Source organism: Polaribacter sp. IC073, from assembly GCF_007997075.1.
GTDB lineage: Bacteria > Bacteroidota > Bacteroidia > Flavobacteriales > Flavobacteriaceae > Polaribacter.
Map to the genome: position 1 here is coordinate 210,359 of NZ_VORS01000006.1, position 18,827 is coordinate 229,185.

General features: G+C 30.2%; 15 protein-coding genes and 2 pseudogenes. 4 read left to right on the forward strand and 13 right to left on the reverse strand.

Annotated elements, in window-relative coordinates:
* Positions 1–137: 137 nt before the first annotated feature.
* The 11 genes and pseudogenes from ES045_RS10605 to pdxA form a co-directional block, all read right to left on the reverse strand.
* Positions 138–1,205 carry a Fic family protein gene (locus ES045_RS10605; protein WP_147116262.1) on the reverse strand — a complete coding sequence of 356 codons (1,068 nt, stop codon included), beginning with the start codon at positions 1,203–1,205 and terminating at the stop codon, positions 138–140.
* 1 nt (position 1,206) lies between these two features.
* On the reverse strand, positions 1,207–2,535 hold the full coding sequence (locus ES045_RS10610) for a tyrosine-type recombinase/integrase (RefSeq protein ID WP_147116263.1): 1,329 nt from the start codon (positions 2,533–2,535) through the stop codon (positions 1,207–1,209).
* Positions 2,536–3,150: 615 nt separating this feature from the next.
* On the reverse strand, positions 3,151–3,855 hold the full coding sequence (locus tag ES045_RS10615) for a LytR/AlgR family response regulator transcription factor (RefSeq protein ID WP_147116264.1): 705 nt from the start codon (positions 3,853–3,855) through the stop codon (positions 3,151–3,153).
* Positions 3,856–3,869: 14 nt separating this feature from the next.
* Positions 3,870–4,187 (reverse strand): Hpt domain-containing protein, encoded by a 318-nt coding sequence (locus ES045_RS10620; protein ID WP_147116265.1) that lies wholly within the window; start codon positions 4,185–4,187, stop codon positions 3,870–3,872.
* Positions 4,188–4,191: 4 nt separating this feature from the next.
* Positions 4,192–4,636: pseudogene (locus ES045_RS10625) on the reverse strand (Lrp/AsnC ligand binding domain-containing protein).
* A gap of 92 nt (positions 4,637–4,728) precedes the next feature.
* A complete protein-coding gene (gene accC / locus ES045_RS10630) occupies positions 4,729–6,066 on the reverse strand; it encodes an acetyl-CoA carboxylase biotin carboxylase subunit (protein WP_147116266.1) in 1,338 nt (445 codons plus the stop codon).
* An 82-nt stretch (positions 6,067–6,148) separates the two neighbouring features.
* Complete coding sequence (accB, locus tag ES045_RS10635) at positions 6,149–6,628, reverse strand: acetyl-CoA carboxylase biotin carboxyl carrier protein (RefSeq protein WP_147116267.1); 480 nt, start codon at positions 6,626–6,628, stop codon at positions 6,149–6,151.
* 25 nt (positions 6,629–6,653) lie between these two features.
* A complete protein-coding gene (locus ES045_RS10640; protein WP_147116268.1) occupies positions 6,654–7,649 on the reverse strand; it encodes a beta-ketoacyl-ACP synthase III in 996 nt (331 codons plus the stop codon).
* 153 nt (positions 7,650–7,802) lie between these two features.
* On the reverse strand, positions 7,803–7,997 hold the full coding sequence (gene rpmF / locus ES045_RS10645; RefSeq protein ID WP_100946996.1) for a 50S ribosomal protein L32: 195 nt from the start codon (positions 7,995–7,997) through the stop codon (positions 7,803–7,805).
* A gap of 1 nt (position 7,998) precedes the next feature.
* Positions 7,999–8,535, reverse strand: coding sequence for a YceD family protein (locus ES045_RS10650; RefSeq protein WP_147116269.1), 537 nt, complete (start codon positions 8,533–8,535; stop codon positions 7,999–8,001).
* 81 nt (positions 8,536–8,616) lie between these two features.
* Positions 8,617–9,657 carry a 4-hydroxythreonine-4-phosphate dehydrogenase PdxA gene (pdxA, locus tag ES045_RS10655; protein WP_147116270.1) on the reverse strand — a complete coding sequence of 347 codons (1,041 nt, stop codon included), beginning with the start codon at positions 9,655–9,657 and terminating at the stop codon, positions 8,617–8,619.
* Positions 9,658–9,714: 57 nt separating this feature from the next.
* Between pdxA and ES045_RS10660 the strand changes: the two genes are divergently transcribed.
* Positions 9,715–10,302, forward strand: a complete 588-nt coding sequence (locus tag ES045_RS10660; RefSeq protein WP_147116271.1) for a riboflavin synthase — start codon at positions 9,715–9,717, stop codon at positions 10,300–10,302.
* Between the two features lie 2 nt (positions 10,303–10,304).
* Here ES045_RS10660 and ES045_RS10665 read toward each other — a convergent pair whose 3' ends face one another.
* Positions 10,305–10,484 carry a PID-CTERM protein-sorting domain-containing protein gene (locus ES045_RS10665; RefSeq protein ID WP_147116272.1) on the reverse strand — a complete coding sequence of 60 codons (180 nt, stop codon included), beginning with the start codon at positions 10,482–10,484 and terminating at the stop codon, positions 10,305–10,307.
* 491 nt (positions 10,485–10,975) lie between these two features.
* On the opposite strand from ES045_RS10665, the gene ES045_RS10670 reads away from it, so the two are divergent.
* Positions 10,976–13,087, forward strand: coding sequence for a thioredoxin domain-containing protein (locus tag ES045_RS10670; RefSeq protein ID WP_147116273.1), 2,112 nt, complete (start codon positions 10,976–10,978; stop codon positions 13,085–13,087).
* 56 nt (positions 13,088–13,143) lie between these two features.
* Here the strand turns inward: ES045_RS10670 and ES045_RS16660 are convergent.
* Positions 13,144–13,892: pseudogene (locus ES045_RS16660) on the reverse strand (IS3 family transposase); the annotation flags it as partial.
* Positions 13,893–16,681: 2,789 nt separating this feature from the next.
* Between ES045_RS16660 and ES045_RS10685 the strand changes: the two are divergent.
* Together ES045_RS10685 and ES045_RS10690 are read left to right on the forward strand one after the other, a co-directional pair.
* Positions 16,682–17,212: a UpxY family transcription antiterminator gene (locus ES045_RS10685; protein WP_147116275.1), complete on the forward strand. Its 531-nt coding sequence runs from the start codon at positions 16,682–16,684 to the stop codon at positions 17,210–17,212.
* A gap of 256 nt (positions 17,213–17,468) precedes the next feature.
* On the forward strand, positions 17,469–18,785 hold the full coding sequence (locus ES045_RS10690; protein ID WP_147116276.1) for an OmpA family protein: 1,317 nt from the start codon (positions 17,469–17,471) through the stop codon (positions 18,783–18,785).
* Positions 18,786–18,827: the final 42 nt, after the last annotated feature.

Here is an 18,827-nt window from a genome sequence, read left to right on the forward strand (position 1 = left end):
CTTTGATACGGTTTTAATAACTTGTAGTTGAGGTTCTTTATAATGTATGTAGTTTTCCACGTTTTAATAACGTGGTAAATTTTACATCATTTTTTTCCACGTTATTAGAACATGGTAAATATTTGCAATTAATTTCTTTAGGGTTTATTAACTAATACTTCAATTAAACCAGTATTAATATAATAGTTAGATTTCCCTTCTTTTGTTTTTTCTAATAACCCTATTTTAGTAACTGCATCTAAATAATTTAATGCGGTTCTTTTACTTATTTGTAGTTCGGTTACTAAAAAATCTGTTTTAGTATATGGATTTTTAAAGAAAATATTTAAAAGGTCTTGACTATATATTTTTGGTAATTCAGTACGTAATTTCTTTTTGTACGATTGCATTAATTTTTTAATTTCGATAATCAAATCAATAGTTTGCAATGCCGTAACTTCAACCCCTTTTAATACATATAAAACTAAACTTTCCCAATCGTTTTGGCTTCTTACATTTTGCAATACGGCGTAATAGTCTGCTTTGTTTTGAGTAATATATCTACTTAAATATAATATAGGAATATCTAACAACTCCTTTTGTACTAAATAGAGAATATTTATAATACGCCCAGTTCTACCATTTCCGTCATAAAATGGGTGTATGCTTTCAAATTGATAATGAATAACTGCCATTTTAATTAAAGCATCTACATCAGAAAAACTATCATCATTAATATATTTTTCAAGGTTTCCCATTAAATCTAAAATTTCTTTCGGATTCTGTGGAGGCGTATAAACCACTTTGCCAAAACCATCAACTAATTTTGTACCCGCTTGGGTTCTAAAACCTGCATTATTTTCTAATAATTCATTTTGGATTGTTAGAATATGTTTATTTAATAGCAACTTTTCTTTTCGTACTATTTGAAACCCTAAACGCAAACCACGTGCATAATTATAGACTTCTTTAGCATTGCTACTTTTACTTTTAATTAGGATATTTTCTTTATACAAATCATCGTGCGTAGTAACAATGTTCTCTATTTCACTACTATCTTTTGCTTCTTGAAGTGTAAGCGTATCAATTAAAATGTTTTCGTTCGGAATTGTTTTTGCAGTTCCTTTTAGTTCTGCTAAACTTTTATGAGCCTTAACTAATTGTTTAAAAATTTTTGATGTTTCTAAATCTATTTTAGGTGGTAATATTGGTAGGTTAAAATTCATTTTATTGATTTGATGCATTTTTAATAACTTGTAGTTGAGGTTCTTTTTTCTCTTTTAACGCTTGTAAGGTATAAAAATCTGCAATTTGTTGGGCAAAATCTAAACTATCTTTACCAATATAATTAAGTAGCATTTTTTCTGAACTGTGCGCCGATATACTCATTATTAAGGGCGTTGGTAGTATTCCGTATAAGTTTGTACAAAACGACCTCCTACATACGTGGGACGCCATTAGTTCCCATTTAGGATAAATACCGCTAACTTTTCTTTTCTCTTTATTTCCTTTGCCCTTTTCGGTTACTGTTATCTTGCTATCTTTTATCAGTTCGTTAATTTCTGCAATCTTACAAATCTCCTTAATGTGCTTATTTAATTTCTGAATCGATATTTTATAAGGCAACCCACTTTTAATGATATCTTTTGTTTTTTCTAAAACGGGTATTGTTACGTTTTTATCTGTTTTTTGTTGCTTTAGTTCAATTACCTCTAAACCGCTTCTATTTATAAAGTTAGTTTCATCTAACAGCAACAAGTCCCCGCCTCTTTGACCAATGTTGCAACCTAGTAAGAGCCATTTACGTGCGTTCTTAAGTGACTCACTTAATAAAATCACATCTTCTATTTGTTGTAATTCTTTATTGCTTAAATAGAGTATATTTTCATTTTTTGTTTTAGTACTATCAATCTTTTTTAACTGCAAACTTGTTTCAACTCCATAAAATGAAGCATCGTTGCAAACTGTTTTTAAATCTGCTATTTTTTTAAGTGCATAACTTTTTTGATAGTTTTTTGTATTGAGTAGATATTTAAGAAAATCTTTTGCAAATTTTACATCTACATCTTTTACTTTGAAAGTCTTTTGCTTTTGATATACAGTAAGCATATTTTTTAATGAAGTATAAGCATTTACTCTACTTTTAGACAAACCAATACCACCTTTTGAGTTTTTTCTTGTCGGTGCTTCATCAATAATACTTTGTACTGCATCTATTAGTAAATCACTTTGTTTGTCTTCTTCTTCTATTGGGTGTTTGAAGTTATAGATTTGCTCTTTTAGCCAATCATTAGAAATTAAATTAAATTTTGTTTCATCAAATTTATTTATAATGTACTCTCTGATTGGTTTTAAATCTGCATTAATATCTGCTTGTTTATTTATTATTTCTGGACTTCTTGAATTAGTATTGTGTAGTTTCCAATAATTCTTCTCTACCTTGTATTCTGTTTTAGAACTAAAAACAAAGTCTTTGCCTTGTTGTCTATGCAATAGACGTAAAGTTAAAGGTGCTTTTTCTTTTGTTGAACGGTATAAAAAATTGATTGTTGCCATAGTGTGAAGTTTGAACAATACAAATATATTAAAATTGTACGGTTGTTGTACGGTAAATTTCAATCTATTTACATTTTATGCAATTTCATTAAATAACCGAATACTATTACAAACAAAGAACTTTATAGGATTAAAAAGGGATTTCGTAATGTTTAGGGCATTTTTATAAGTGATAAAATAGATAGTTTCAAGTCCCGCCTTAAGTACAATAACCGTTGTTAATCTTTTGATTTTCAACGGTTTTTTGCTTTTAAACCCGTCGTGATCTCCCCATATTTCCTTGATCTACTCAAAATTGAGAGATTGTTTAATGTATAAATCTAAAAATATTATAGGAAAATAATTACTATTTTATACGTTATTCAGTTCTTTTTTCAAAAAAAAAGCATAAAAAAAAGTCAAAAAATTAATCTTGACTTTTTTAAAACAACTCATAAATTCCCCAATCTATTATTGTATTTCACTATAAAACTTTAACTCAACTATCTTTTATGAAAAATCTATCTACTTCTAAATACACTTCAAAGATACTCATGAACGCTCTTTAATTAATAAAAACTCGATAAATGAAGGGTTGTTTTAGTTGAGTGGCACGAATTCTAAGATGAATGATTTCTATAAAAGATTTAATCTCTTAATGAACTCTTGTTTATGAGACCTACTAATAGGAATAACGTACTTTTCAATTAAAACACTATTGTCTTCTATATCTATAATTTCTGAAGTATTTATGATATAAGATCTATGTATTTTTAAAAATAAATCTGATGGGAGTTTCTTTTCAATCTTTTTTAAAGTAGAATGAACTATATAACTTTTTTGTGCTGTTCTAATGCTTATATAATCTCCTTTTGCCTCAATTAGTAAAATTTCTGGAATTTTTATTTTAACTAAACGTTTATCTATACTAACAAAAATAAAGTCTTTATTTTCTATTTCATTGGTGTTTTCATCAACAATTAATTTTGCTGGGGATAGACCAAACAACTTGTCTAAAGATTTATTAAAACGCTCTACTCCAATGGGTTTTACCAAATAATCTACAACACAATCGAACTCAAAAGCTTCTAACGCAAAGTTTTTATCTGATGTTGTAAGAATAACTTTCAGTGGTGTTTTTAAAGTTTTAATAAAATCGAAACCAGAAAAAGTTGGCATGTGAATGTCTAAGAAAGCAACATCTATACTATTCGAATTTAAGTATTTTATAGCCTCTATAGCAGAAGAGAATTCTTCTTTTACAACCAACTCTGTGTTTTTACACAACTGATCAATAATTAATCGTGCAGCTGTATCATCATCTATTATTATACAATTCATGGCCTAATTGGGGACTATTTATTTTTTAAATATACGTTAATTCTCTCTAGAATTAAAACCAAATCTTTGTATTGTTCTGTATTGCCTTTTCTTATATTCTTTTCACATTCAGAAGCTAGATCAACACTATTTAGCATACCTAACATTCCTATCTTATGTTTAATTTTATGAATATCTAAAGCAACCTTATCAAAATTACTATTCTTAAAATTATTACTTAATACAATGTATTCAATAGGAAACTCTAATTTTAAAATAGATAGTAAGCTATTTTCAAAATCTATATCTCCTCCAGAGATTTGTCTTAGGTAATCTAAATTTGGTGTTTCCAAAATTCTAAGTATTAATTTGTCTTTTTATTTGTTGGTCTAAAGAGATAAAAGTTTCTGTTCTCAAAACACTTTTTATTGGTTGAATGCTATCATTTAAAATACACATTAAATTTTCGTTACTTTCACATAACACCTTTATTAAAATCGTATAAATTACCTGTAGTGTAATGTCTTTCTATAACTTCTGGTATTTCTTCTATTCTTTTAACTGTAGAAGATAGTTGGCTAGAAGAATCTAAATAAACTCCTACAGAAGCAGTTGTTGTACCCTAAAGCCTTAGGATTAATAATCATGCTATACCCTTCTATTAGCTTTAATTTTTCTAACTTCTTTAATCTTTGATGAGTTGCAGTACCAGAGATACCAACTTCTCTAGCGATGCTTAAAATTGGAGTTCTTGGGTCTTTTATCAATCTCCAGTTGTTTTATCTATTCCATCAATTTTCATAGTGCAACCTATTTTTAGCCTAAAGGTAAAAAAAATAGAGAATACAAACTGTATTCTCTATTTTTACTTTATTAAAACTAAAATCTAAGGTCTTATTTCATTACAAAATCTTCCATAAACTTTGTTGTATAGTTTCCTGCAATATAATCTGGATGATCCATTAATTGTCTGTGGAAAGGAATCGTTGTTTTGACACCTTCAATTACAAACTCATCTAAAGCACGTTTCATTTTATTAATTGCTTCTTCTCTAGTTTGAGCAGTCGTAATTAATTTCGCAATCATAGAATCGTAATTTGGCGGAATCATATATCCTGCATACACATGTGTATCTATTCTAATTCCGTGACCTCCTGGAGCATGAAAAGTTGTAATTTTTCCTGGAGCAGGTCTAAAATTACTATAAGGATCTTCTGCATTGATTCTACATTCTATAGAATGCATTTTCGGATAGTAGTTTTTACCAGAAATTGGCACACCAGCAGCGACTAAAATTTGCTCTCTAATTAAGTCATAATTTACAACTTCTTCAGTAATTGGGTGTTCTACTTGAATACGCGTGTTCATCTCCATAAAGAAGAAGTTTCTGTGCTTATCTACCAAAAACTCTACAGTACCTGCACCTTCATATTTAATGTATTCTGCAGCTTTAACAGCAGCAGTCCCCATTTGCTCTCTCAATTCATCTGTCATGAAAGGAGAAGGCGTTTCTTCTGTTAATTTTTGATGACGTCTTTGTATAGAGCAATCTCTTTCAGATAAATGACAAGCTTTACCAAAAGAATCTCCTACAATTTGAATTTCTATATGTCTTGGCTCTTCAATAAGCTTCTCCATATACATATCATCATTACCAAAAGCAGCTTTAGATTCATATCTTGCAGAATCCCAAGCATCTAATAAATCTTCTGGTTTCCAAACGGCACGCATTCCTTTACCTCCACCACCAGCAGAAGCTTTTAGCATTACAGGATAACCGGTTTCAATAGCAACTTTTTTGCAATCTTCAAAATCAACAATAACACCCTCACTACCAGGAACACAAGGTACGCCAGCAGCTATCATTGTAGATTTCGCATTTGCTTTGTCTCCCATTTGGTCAATCATTCTACCTGATGCTCCAATAAATTTAATATTATGTTCTTCACATAAATTAGAAAATTTAGCATTTTCAGATAAAAAACCATATCCAGGATGTATGGCATCTGCATTTGTAATTTCTGCTGCAGATATTATATTAGACATTTTTAAATACGATTCTGAACTTGCTGGTGGTCCTATACAAACAGCTTCATCTGCAAATCTAACGTGTAAACTTTCTGCATCTGCAGTAGAATATACTGCTACAGTTTTAATGCCCATTTCTCTACAAGTTCTAATAACACGTAGTGCTATTTCACCTCTATTGGCAATTAATATTTTTTTAAACATAATTTAAGAGTTATAAGTTAAAAGTTATGAGTTATGAGTTAGAAATTCTAAAATCTAAACTCTAAAATCTAAACTCTATCTATTACGATGGGTCTACCAAAAATAAAGGTTGATCGAACTCTACCGGAGAAGAATCATCAACTAAAACTTTAACAATTTTACCTGAAACTTCAGATTCAATTTCATTAAATAATTTCATAGCCTCGATAACACACACAGTATCACCAATATTTACTTCTGTACCAACTTCTGCGAAATTTGGCTTATCAGGAGATGGTTTTCTATAGAAAGTACCAATTATTGGAGACTTAATAGTGATAAATTTAGCATCTTCACTTTCTGTACTCACTGCTGCTGCAGGTTGTTCTGCTACAGGAGCAGCTGCCATTGGCGCGCCCATTTGTGGCATTCCTTGCATAGGTGCAGCTTGAACAATAGTTGTTTCTGTTTTTTCTGAACCTGTTTTTATTGTAATTTTCACATCTTCCATCTCTAACTTTACCTCGCTAGCGCCAGATTTTGCTACAAATTTTATAAGATTTTGAATTTCTTTAATATCCATTTTTCTTATTGTTTAGTTGTTATATTTATGAGTTATAAGCCCATTTTACGTACGCAGCTCCCCATGTGAAACCACCACCAAATGCAGCAAAAATTAAATTATCTCCTTTTTTTAATTGACTTTCATAGTCTGCTAATAACAAAGGCAAAGTAGCCGATGTTGTATTACCATATCTATGAATATTCATCATTACTTTTTCTGCAGAAACCCCTACTCTTTTTGCAGTAGCTTCTATAATTCTTTTATTAGCTTGGTGTGCAACCAACCATTGAATATCTGGTTCTGTTAAATTATTTCTAGTTAACATTTTTTCTGCAACCTCTGCCATATTAGAAACAGCATATTTAAAAACAGTTTTTCCTTCTTGATACACAAAGTGTCTTTTCTCTTCGACTGTTTTCTGCGTTGTTGGCATTTGAGAACCACCGGCTTCAATTCTTAAGAAATCTCTTCCAATACCATCACTTCGTAGGTATTCATCTTGCAAACCTAAACCTTCATAATTTGGCTCAAATAAAGCAGCTCCTGCTCCATCTCCAAAAATAATACAAGTTGCTCTGTCTGAATAATCTACAATAGAAGACATTTTATCTGCCCCAATTAAAAGCACTTTTTTATACCTACCAGATTCTATATAACTAGACGCCGTAGACATCCCGTATAAAAAGCTAGAACATGCAGCTTGCAAATCATAGCCAAATGCATTTGTTGCACCAATTTCTGTAGCCACGTAAGCAGCAGTACAAGCAACTGGTAAATCTGGTGTTGCAGTAGCAACTATTACCAAGTCTATTTCTTTTGGGTCGATATTCGACTTACGAATTAAGTCTTCAGAAGCTTTAATAGCCATGTATGAAGTACCTAAGCCTTCACCTTTTAAAATTCTTCTTTCTTTGATACCTGTTCTAGAAGTTATCCACTCATCATTCGTCTCTACATAGCCTTCTAACTCTTTATTTGTTAGAACGTATTCAGGAACATACTTCCCTACTGCTGATATTGCTGCAGTGATTTTTGTCATAATATTAGTTTATTATCCCAATGTTAAGGAATTTCAAAGTAATGAAAATTATTTTACTTTTTCGGATAAAAGTTATCAAAAACGATGAAATTTCATATAAAAACGCAAAAAAACCCTCAAAATTGAGGGTTTTTCATACAAAATAAATTATTTCTAAGCCTCTACTGTTGCAGATTCTAATACTATTTGACCTCTGTAATAAAGTTTACCTTCATGCCAGTGAGCTCTATGATATAAGTGCGCTTCTCCTGTTGTAGGATCTGTAGCAATCTGTTGATCAGATGCCTTATAATGCGTTCTCCTTTTATCTCTTCTAGTTTTGGATATTTTTCTCTTAGGATGTGCCATTTTATGTCTTTTTTTCTGTTATTAAATTCTTTAATTTATCCCATCTTGGGTCTGTTGTTTCAACAGTTTTTACTTCTTTTATTTCTAATTCTTTTAACTTACTAAATGCTTCAGATTCCATCGTACCATCTAAAACTTTTGGATGTACTCTTTTACTAGGAATTGCTAACACAATCATTTCATAAATAAATTGTGCTACATTAAATTGATATACTTCATGTGGCAAGATTAAAATCTCTTCGTTATCATCGTTATATTCTGGCCCAAACTTTACAATTAATGGTAAAGTTGATGTAATTTCAAGGTCAAAATATTCATTTGTAACATCACAAGGAACATTTACAGTTCCTGAAGCCGTAAAAAGAAGCTCAAACAAAGTGCTTTTTTTTACAAATTCTAAAGTAACATTTATAGAAGATTTTTCAAACTCATTATAATTGTATATCTCAAAGAACGTATTGTCAATAGTATAGTCAAACAAATGCTTTCCTTCCTTTAATCCTACAAACGGTATGTTGAATTGTTTCAAGTCTTTCATTATCAAACATCAAATTGAGCGTGCAAAGATATAAAAAATTGTTTCTATACGCTCTTTTCTTTCAAAAAAAGAATTTTATTTTTAACGCTTCACTAAAAGCGGGTTTTTAGTGAGCTCTTTATATTCATTTCTAGTCTTAAAAATTTGGATTGCTGCAAACAAGGCTTCCTTAAAAGAGGAAGGGTTTGCCTTATTCTTACCAGCAATATCGAAACCAGTACCATGATCTGGCGAAGTTCTAACCTCACTTAAACCTGCTGTGAAATTTACCCCGTTACCAAAAGACAGTGCTTTAAAAGGCGCTAAACCTTGATCGTGATAGGTTGCTAAAACACCATCGAACTGACTATAGGTCTCAGAACCAAAGAAACCATCTGCTGCGTAAGGACCAAAAACTAATTTTCCTGACGCTGCAATTTCATCAATAGTTGGTTTTATAATTTCATCATCTTCATTACCAATTACACCTTTATCTCCACAATGAGGATTCAATCCTAAGACGGCAATTTTAGGTTTTGAAATTCCGAAATCTGTTTTTAAAGAAGCGTACATAGTACTTACTTTCTCTTTTATAATTTCTGGAGTAATCGCTTTAGCAACCTTAGAAATAGGAATATGACCTGTAATTAAACCAATTCTTAACTGGTCTGTCATTAAAATCATTAAACTTTTACCTTCTAAGTTGTCTTCTAAATACTCTGTATGTCCTGGGAAATTAAAATTTTCTGACTGAATTGTCTCCTTATTAATTGGCGCAGTTAATAAAACATCTATTGTTTTCTCCTTTAAATGCTTAACCGCTTCTTCTAATGATTTTGCAGCATATGCCCCCGAAACCTTTGTTGCTTTTCCTAATTCGACTGCAACCTCCTCTTTCCAAATATTTAAAACGTTTATTTTAGAATGATTTACTTGACTTATAGAAGTAATTCCGTGAACGGGAAGTTCTATGTTTAATGCTTTTTTATGATAAGAAATCACTTTTGTATTTCCAAACAAAACTGGCGTACAAAAATCTAACATTCTTTTATCCTCGAATGTTTTTAAGATAACCTCTACTCCTATTCCGTTTAAATCTCCTATTGAAATTCCAACAATTATTTTATCAGTTTTATCCCCCATAACTCTTGTAATATTCTTAATTTTGATATTCTACAAAAGTAACTAAAATTTAGGGAAATGTTTACGGGAATTATTGAGACACTTGGTACAATTACAAACTTAGTTAAAGAGCAAGGAAATCTTCACTTGACAATTAAAAGCAGTATTACTAATGAGTTAAAAATAGACCAAAGTGTTGCGCACAATGGTGTCTGCTTAACTGTTGTTGGTATTAAAAGTGATGAATATACTGTCACAGCAATAAAAGAAACCTTAGACAAAACCAATGTTGGCAGTTTAAAAGTTTCTCAAAAAGTTAATTTAGAACGTGGAATGAAACTTGGTGATCGCTTAGATGGTCATATTGTGCAAGGTCATGTAGATGAAACTGGTATTTGTACACATATAGAAAACCAGAATGGAAGCACTGTTTTTACTTTTAGGTACACTTCAGTAAATGATAATATTACCATAGAAAAAGGATCGATTACAGTAAACGGAGTAAGTTTAACCGTAATAAATTCTGAAGACAGTTCTTTTAGTGTTGCCATTATACCTTATACGTATGCGAACACCTCTTTTAAAAATTTGGCTATAAATGATACCGTAAATTTAGAATTTGATGTCATCGGAAAATACGTAAGTCGATTAACAAAAAAAAAATAACGCTATTTTTTTAATTTTGTAACACCATAGATTAATCCTGAAACTAAAAGAAATACAACTCCACCATCAACAGGAAGACCCGGTGGTGGTGGTGGTGGTGCTGGTGGTGGTGCAATTTGACCAAAAACAGCATTTGTAGTAAGAAGCACTATAAAAAGTACTGTTAGTTTTATATTCTTCATTTTTATCCCCCCAGATTAAAATTTTGAAATTTTATACTTATTTAAAAAATTGAGAACTAAATCAATCTAGAACCAATTGTTTAGCAGATTAAATGACACATAAAGTTACTTACTATATAACTTTTTTATTTAACATCATTATGCCAAAATAGTCATTTAATGCGCCTGCAAATATAAACATATTTCTGTAATTCACTAAAAACAGACTTTATATCTACTTAATATATTTATATTTATAAAAAACACAACTCACTTTATAACACCTTTTTGTCAATTTTCATCATTTAAAAGACTCATAAAACAACCAATTACAAGTACTTTCTTAACCTACTATGCATATTGAAATTACTGTTGTAGATAAATAATAGTTTTTTAGATATATTTGACCTCACTAATTAAAAATTAGAAATTTCGTTTTATAGCTAATAGATGCTAATTTGAATGCTATTTCTTCAAGTAATAACAATAAACTAACTATTTAAAAGCAAATTATGCTAAAATATAATCACATTATTTTTTTATTCTTTTTGATAACTTTTATCAGTTGTACTGAAAATATTAAAAAGGATAAACATCAATTTACAAACGATTTGGTGCATGAAACGAGTCCGTATTTATTACAACACGCTCACAATCCTGTAAACTGGAAAGCGTGGAATGAAAAATCGTTAGCAACAGCAAAAAAAGAAAATAAGTTAATTGTAATTAGTGTTGGTTATGCTGCTTGCCATTGGTGCCATGTCATGGAAGAGGAAAGTTTTGAGGATTCTATTGTGGCTAAAATTATGAACAAAAACTTTATGAACATTAAAGTTGACAGAGAAGAAAGACCAGATGTAGATAAAGTGTACATGAAAGCGGTACAATTAATGACTGGAAGTGGTGGTTGGCCTTTAAACATAATTGCTTTACCCGATGGAAGACCCATTTTTGGTGGAACGTATTTTCCTAGAGAACAATGGTTAAAAATCTTAGAACAAACTGCTGAAGGTTTTAAAAACAGGCCTGAAGATTTTTATGCTTTTGCCGATAAATTAGAAGCAGGAATTAAAGATTTAGATTTAATTCATTTGAATACAGCTAAACCTGTTTTCACAAAACCTTATATAGAAAAAGAAGTAGAAAAATGGCGTGCTTCTTTTGATACTAATTTTGGAGGAACCAACAATCCCCCGAAATTTATGATGCCAAATAGTTATCAGTTTTTAATGCGTTATGCCCATCAAAATGATGATAAAAAATTGATGCAACACGTAGAAAATACGCTTCATAAAATGGCTTTCGGCGGAATTTTTGATCAAATAAATGGTGGTTTTTCGAGGTATTCTGTTGATAAAAAATGGCACATTCCTCATTTTGAAAAAATGCTGTATGACAATGCTCAGTTAGTAAGTTTATATTCTAGTGCCTATCAACTTACCAAAGATGAAACTTATAAGGAAATCGTTTTTGAGACCTTAGATTTTATTAAAAAAGAACTGACATCTCCAGAAGGAATGTTTTACTCTTCCTTAGATGCCGATAGCTATAATCATAACAATATTTTAGAAGAAGGTGCGTATTACTATTGGACAAAGGCAACATTAAAAACCCTGTTAAAAAATAATTTTAACTTATTTTCTAAATACTATAACATCAACGATTTTGGTTTCTGGGAAGAAAATAAGTTTGTACTTATAAAAACTGTTGATGATGTTACTTTTTCTAAAGAAAATAACATTTCAATTTCTAAATTAAAAGAATATAAAATCAACTGGAAAAAAATATTGAGAGAGGAACAAGAAAAGCGTAAAAAACCTAGGTTAGATAATAAAAGTTTAACTTCATGGAACGCGTTAATGATCAAAGGATATGTAGATGCATACACTGTTTTTAATGAAAAATCGTTTTTAGATGCAGCGCTTAAAAACGCTCGTTTTATTATAAAAAATCAATTATTAGAAGATGGTAAATTATACCATAACTACAAAGAAGGAAAAAGCACTATTAATGGCTATTTAGAAGATTACGCCGCTTTAATAGAAGCTTTTATTGAATTACACCAAGTAACTTCAGACGAAATTTGGCTACAAAAAGCGAAAAAATTAACGACGTATGCTATTGATCATTTTTATGATGAAACATCTAAAATGTTTTATTTTACTTCTAAAAAAGATGCTCCATTAGTTGCTAAAACTGTAGAATATCAAGACAATGTAATTGCTTCGAGTAACTCTATAATGGCAAAAAATCTATTTGCGCTTTCGCATCATTTAAGCGATAAAAAATATTTAGAAATGGCAACCTCAATGCTTAATAACATGAAGCCCAAAATAGTAGACCATGCTGCTTCTTTTTCTAATTGGTTGGCTGTAATGTTAAATTATACAAACCCGTATTACGAAGTAGTAATTGTTGGTAAAGACGCAAAACAAAAGTTAGCGGCATTGCATAAAAACTACATACCAAATATCTTAATTTCACACAGTGATAAAGCGTCTAAATTACCACTATTAGAGAATCGATTTATAGACAATGAAACTTACATATATGTCTGTGTAAATAGTTCTTGTAAACTTCCTGTAACAACTATTTTTGAAACCTTAAAGTTCATGGAGAAATAACAGAAAAATTATAAAATAAAAAAGCCTCTACATTGCTGTAAAGGCTTTAAAATAAAGTGGTCCCAATCGTTATTAACTCGATTATAAGTGATCTTAACCCATTCCCCTCCTAATTTCTAACTATAAAAATCTCTATTAAATTTATTTTCAGCAATTAAATATTGATGATTAGAATCTGTTGTAACTACAATTCTTCTTTTTAAAACACTTCTCAAACCCATTTCTTTGATCGATAATTCGATGTAAGAACAGGAGTTAATTAAGCCTTCTCGTTCTAGCTTTTTTTTGATTCCTACAGCTACCATAAATTTTTTCACTCTCTTTAAAAATAATTGTAATCTTTACTTTTAAATATGTTTTTGTGTTTTTTAAAATACAATGTTCTTGTTGTTAAACCAATGATAGTCAACATTTTTACTAACCTTCATAGATTTACACGTCTTTTCAACTGGATACATATTGATATTATCTAAAATGAATTGATATCTTATAAGTCGCTCCTGAAGATTTGATATTAAAAGAAGAAAATATCGTTTTCGGGTTGTTTACTCACCGTCATTTTTAAAATTTCACGTTCCATAGTTACATTCTTTAATTCTTTCTTTAGTGCTTTGAGCTCTTGATTTTCAAGAGATATTTCTTTCTTTTATGAAAAATATCCAGATTTTAACTTGTATTAGCGTTTCCATCGTCCAACCATACTCAGGCTTAAGTCATACAGCTCACTAACTTGTTTTGTCTTAATACCAAAATTTAATAGAGCTATTATCATCACTTTAAAATTATTATAATACTTTTTTACTATAAGTCAAATATAAATTTATAACCTCATAAAAATGGTCACGTCAAAGGTAGACACTCCAGATTTTTAAAAGGAATAAACACATCAATTTACAAGTGAGTATTTATTGAGTTAATTTCCATTTTCAGGAAGCTATCAAGCTTTTAACCAAAGAATAAATAGACTTTCTAATGTTATGAATACTTTTTTAGGTATGCTTTTAACCCAATTTACCTCTAAGGAATGCTAGACAAAATTTAGTTACTTTCGATACCTATTGTGACTTGCTTTGGAAAACGAACAGCTAAAATTGCTCCCAAAATTACAGACGAAGGATATTGCTACACAAGAAGCATACACTATTATGGAATAAAAATACACACTTTAGGGCTTTGTAATCCAACTAAATTACTACATCCAGAACAAATGATATTTACTGCGGCTTCTGTAAACGACTTTCCACTATTTAAAGAAGCTTGGTCAGAAAAAGAAAATCGAATCTTTTCGGGGATAAAATAGATCACTCTAAAAGTTTTTTTTTTACAGATATGAATCCTAATTTTAACTCAGAAATATTAACACCAGTAAAGGCTGTAAAAGAGATGCCTAATATTTTAAAAAGTTTAATCGAGCTGCAAGCGATTTATATTCAAGAGCTGTATCTAAAGTTAGACAACCAATTGAAGCGCTTTTTACTTAGCTTGTTGAAAAATCAGATATACAGAAAGCTAGCAAAGTAAAATCTACTAAAGGGTTAAATCTACATGTTTGTGGACGACTTGCAGCAGTATTATTTAGCTATTGATTCGCACTACTAATATATTTCAAGCCGAAATTTGTTTTCATTCTGCTATAGAGAATAAAACACATTACCCTCTTAATATTGCTTTCTCTGAAAAGTCTTCTAGAAAAAGTAGTTAAAATACTATAAGAAAAGATTGTAAACTATTAAAAATAGCATAAAATTATTCAAAAACAATAAATAAATAAAACATCAAAAGTCTAAGACTAAAATCGGGCTAAAATAATCAATACTAATTGAAGGGATTAAAATAAAAAAGCGTGAATTTATGTGGCATATATCATTTAAAAAGTATTATATTTACATGTCATTAAGAATAACCCCTTTTATAAGTAACGTTATTTTTATAAATAATGACTATTAAACTCTAAAATAAGGCACTATAAATGTGACTTACAAGGGCGAAGCCACGAAAGGTTTGCAAATAATCCAGACACATTGGTTCAAACATAAAACTTGGTAAAAAACTACATATTCGCCAAGAATAGATTAAAAATTGCATCATAGAATTAGCTCGTTATATACTGTCCGATAAATTCTAGAACATTTCAAACAATTAGCCCTCAATTATTTAAAAAATTAAGACATTTAGTGGGAGAGTAATATAACTAAAAAAAAATAGCGCACTCCTGAGTTATTCCTCATAAATAACGGTTGAATGCCCCTAAGATGTAAATCTGTATTACATCAAATAAAACGCAGGAGCTAGATTCTTGTTCATTCAGAGAGATTATAGGAAGATCTTAAATTTATCTTTTAAAAAAGAAAAAATAGATATTAACTACTAATTACCAGTTACTTAAACACTACTACAACACCGTTTGTAGACATGCACTTCTGTTTTACGATAAAAATATTCGAGTAATTTTAATGATTTGCTACCAAAAAAACCTGCAAGGTATAGGTTAATCTATGCTAAAATATTTAAAATTAAACGAAAAATATTTGTCTGATTGTATATTTATAACATCTTAACAGACAGAAATGAGCATGATAAATAAAGAAATATTATAGTTACAGTAAGAAAAGAATAGACCTAATGAAATCATTAACATATTTGAGCCCCCCCCTCTAGAAAAAAAGAAATTTGGAAGAAAAACCTACCCTAAATATAACAGGTCATATAAACTTAAACTAAAAAAAAAAGCCCCACTAAAACCTAAATAATTACCTACAGATTTGATCTTCAAAAACCAGCCTCAGGGGTGGTACAAGGTGAGCGTATTCGATTAGGTTGGGAAGCATTAAAACTTAAAAGTAGTGCTATTCTAAAAATCATAAAAACACATTCACCCCCTAACCTTTATCGAGGAGATACACTTAAATAGCTAAAAGCGGCTATTTATTGTTCAGATCAAAAAAGATAGAAAAATAAGACAACCAATAAAGGTTGATGTTCTATTCAACCTATACCTCAAATTGAAAAAGCCTCCAATTTATCTCAAAGACTGAATTATGTCTTTGAAAAAATAGGAATAAAAAGGTCGCGTAATTAAACCAACATCTTGAAAATTCTGAATTTAAATCATCTAATACCATTGCTAGGTTTATACAAATGTCTTATACCCCAGTATTAAATTATTACTCAATTGATTGTCACCCGTAATTCTTCAGAAGTTATTATTTAACATGCTGAAGAACTTAATAGTTGCCTAAAAGCAATCGGTAATTAACTGTACCTATACTATGCATTCCTAAAATAATCATATTATCGAATCAAATCAAAAATAAATTAATCCTGTTTTTTAAAATAAACAAGTTACATCCATATTCATGAGTAAATTAGCCACATTGGAACTAGTGTCAATTAGAACAAAACAAATAACACAACCATTAAAACGTTTTAATGAGGTTGTAAGTAATAGCGTTGGTTTTACAATCTTCTGTATAATCCTTATTGCAACTGGAGTTATTGTGTGGGCTCATTTTTCTTAGATGACCTTCTCATAATACTTTAAAAGGGATAAGAAGATTCTGTTATTTATAAAAAAACTATAATAAATCAGACCTTATGCATACCTCACAAAATAGGTTCGGCAAAAAACAACAGTGGTTCGCAGTATATACGCGCCCTAAAGCTGAAGTAAAAGTAGACACGAGACTTTCTCTCGCTGGCTTTAATAGTTTCTTGCCGCTACAAACAGTCATAAAGCAATGGAGTGACCGTAAGAAAAAGGTTCAAGTTCCTTTAATTAATTCCTATGTTTTTGTGCAGTCAAAAAGCATAGACCTAAATAAAATATATAAAATACCAGGAGTAATTAATATTTTAAAACATTCAGGGAAGTATGCTTCAATTAAAGATATTGAAATTGAAAATTTAAAAATTTTAACGACCAATGGATTTCCTATGAAGGCATACAGGAAGTCTAAAGATTTATTAAAAGGAACAAAAGTAATGATTAGCAAAGGGCCGTTGAAAGGGCTCTCTGCAAACTATTTGATGAAGGCAGGAAAACACAAGGTAATTGTTGAGCTTGAAACCTTAAATTGCATTGTTGAAGTAACAGTGTCTTTATGCGACATAAAAGAAATTTCATAAAAGAAATTAAGTTCATTAGATTAAAGCAATTAGTCTCTTTCCTTTTTCTAACACAGTCAGGATTCTCTAATTAAAAATAGAATTTAGTAGGAACTTATTCTAAAGTCAAAAAAAAAAACCCAATTGCATTACTCAATCAACTTGTTTTCAAGCTAATTCTTACTGTATTGGCAAATGAATCTTTGATAGAAAAGATATTGGCAAACATTAAACTAATAAACATTAAACAGATATACAATTGAATACTAAAAAGTTAATGACTTTCATAGTCCTATTCGGTCTAAGTTGTACAATGCTACACGCACAAAATACCGCTACAAATAATGATTGGTTACTCCATTTGGGAGCAAATGCGGTAGATGATGGGGGAGACACTAAACTATCAACTCTCTTTAGAGGAGATAACCTTAACTTTACAAGCCCTTTTATTTTTGGAATTGAGTATGTTAACAATAGTAAATTTAGTTTTACTAGTAATGTTTCATTTAATAAATATACCGCTGGAAAAAATATTGATAACCGTATCATTTTACAAGAGGAAGCAGCAAGTTACTTAGCGGTAGATATGGCTACAAAGTATAAATTTGTCCAACCCCTAACAAGCAATACTTTTGAACCTTATGTTTTTTTAGGTTTAGGGTATACTAAGATAGGCAAGTACATAATTGCTACAAACACTGTTCCTTCGGTGGGCAGATTAACAATTAATTCTGGTGTTGGTGCCAATTACTGGCTTTCAGATTCTTTTGGTTTAAACCTAGATTTAGCAGGTAAATTTGGAATCAAGTCTGGAAAACACAAAGAATATATATCAAATCAAACACAAGTATCTTTTGGTGTTTTTTATTCTTTTAAATTGAAAAGAGAGAGAAATAGTAAGAACGATGATAAAAAAGTACAGTTAGTTCCTTTAGTTCCTATAAAGTGTTTCAAAACGATACATGTAACCATTATAGATGAGGAAACAAAGAAACCAATTCCAAACCCAAGTATAGCAATTTTTAAAAATGATGTATTAATTGAAACGTTAAAAACAACTACCGCCGCAGCGTACAGTTTTAAAATAGATTGCAACAATTATTATAGCATTCAATCTTCGGTAGCGAATTACGAGAATGCGAGTATCGTTATTAAATCCTCAAAGTTACCAAACCAATCTACTACTGTAGTAATCCGTTTAAAACCAATTGTAGACATTGTTACAACTAGCGACAAAAAAATGATTCATACCGACCCTATTTATTTTGACCTAAATTCTTCTATTGTAGAATATAAAGCAAAAATAGAACTGGATAAAGTAGTTCAAATCATGAAAAAATATCCTGCTATTGTTGTTGAAATTGGGTCTCATACAGATTCTAGGGCAAGTGCTAAATATAATATTTGGTTATCTGATAGAAGAGCGGCATCAACTATTAAATATATTGTAACTCAAGGAATTTCTGCTAGTAGATTATCGGGCAAAGGTTATGGAGAAACCCAATTAATTAATAAATGCTCAAATGGTGTTAAATGTACTGAAGACCAACATAAATTAAATAGACGCACCGAATTTATAATCAAAGATGAGTAGTCTGATATGAGCTGAAGTTCATTTTGATGATTTTAATATGAA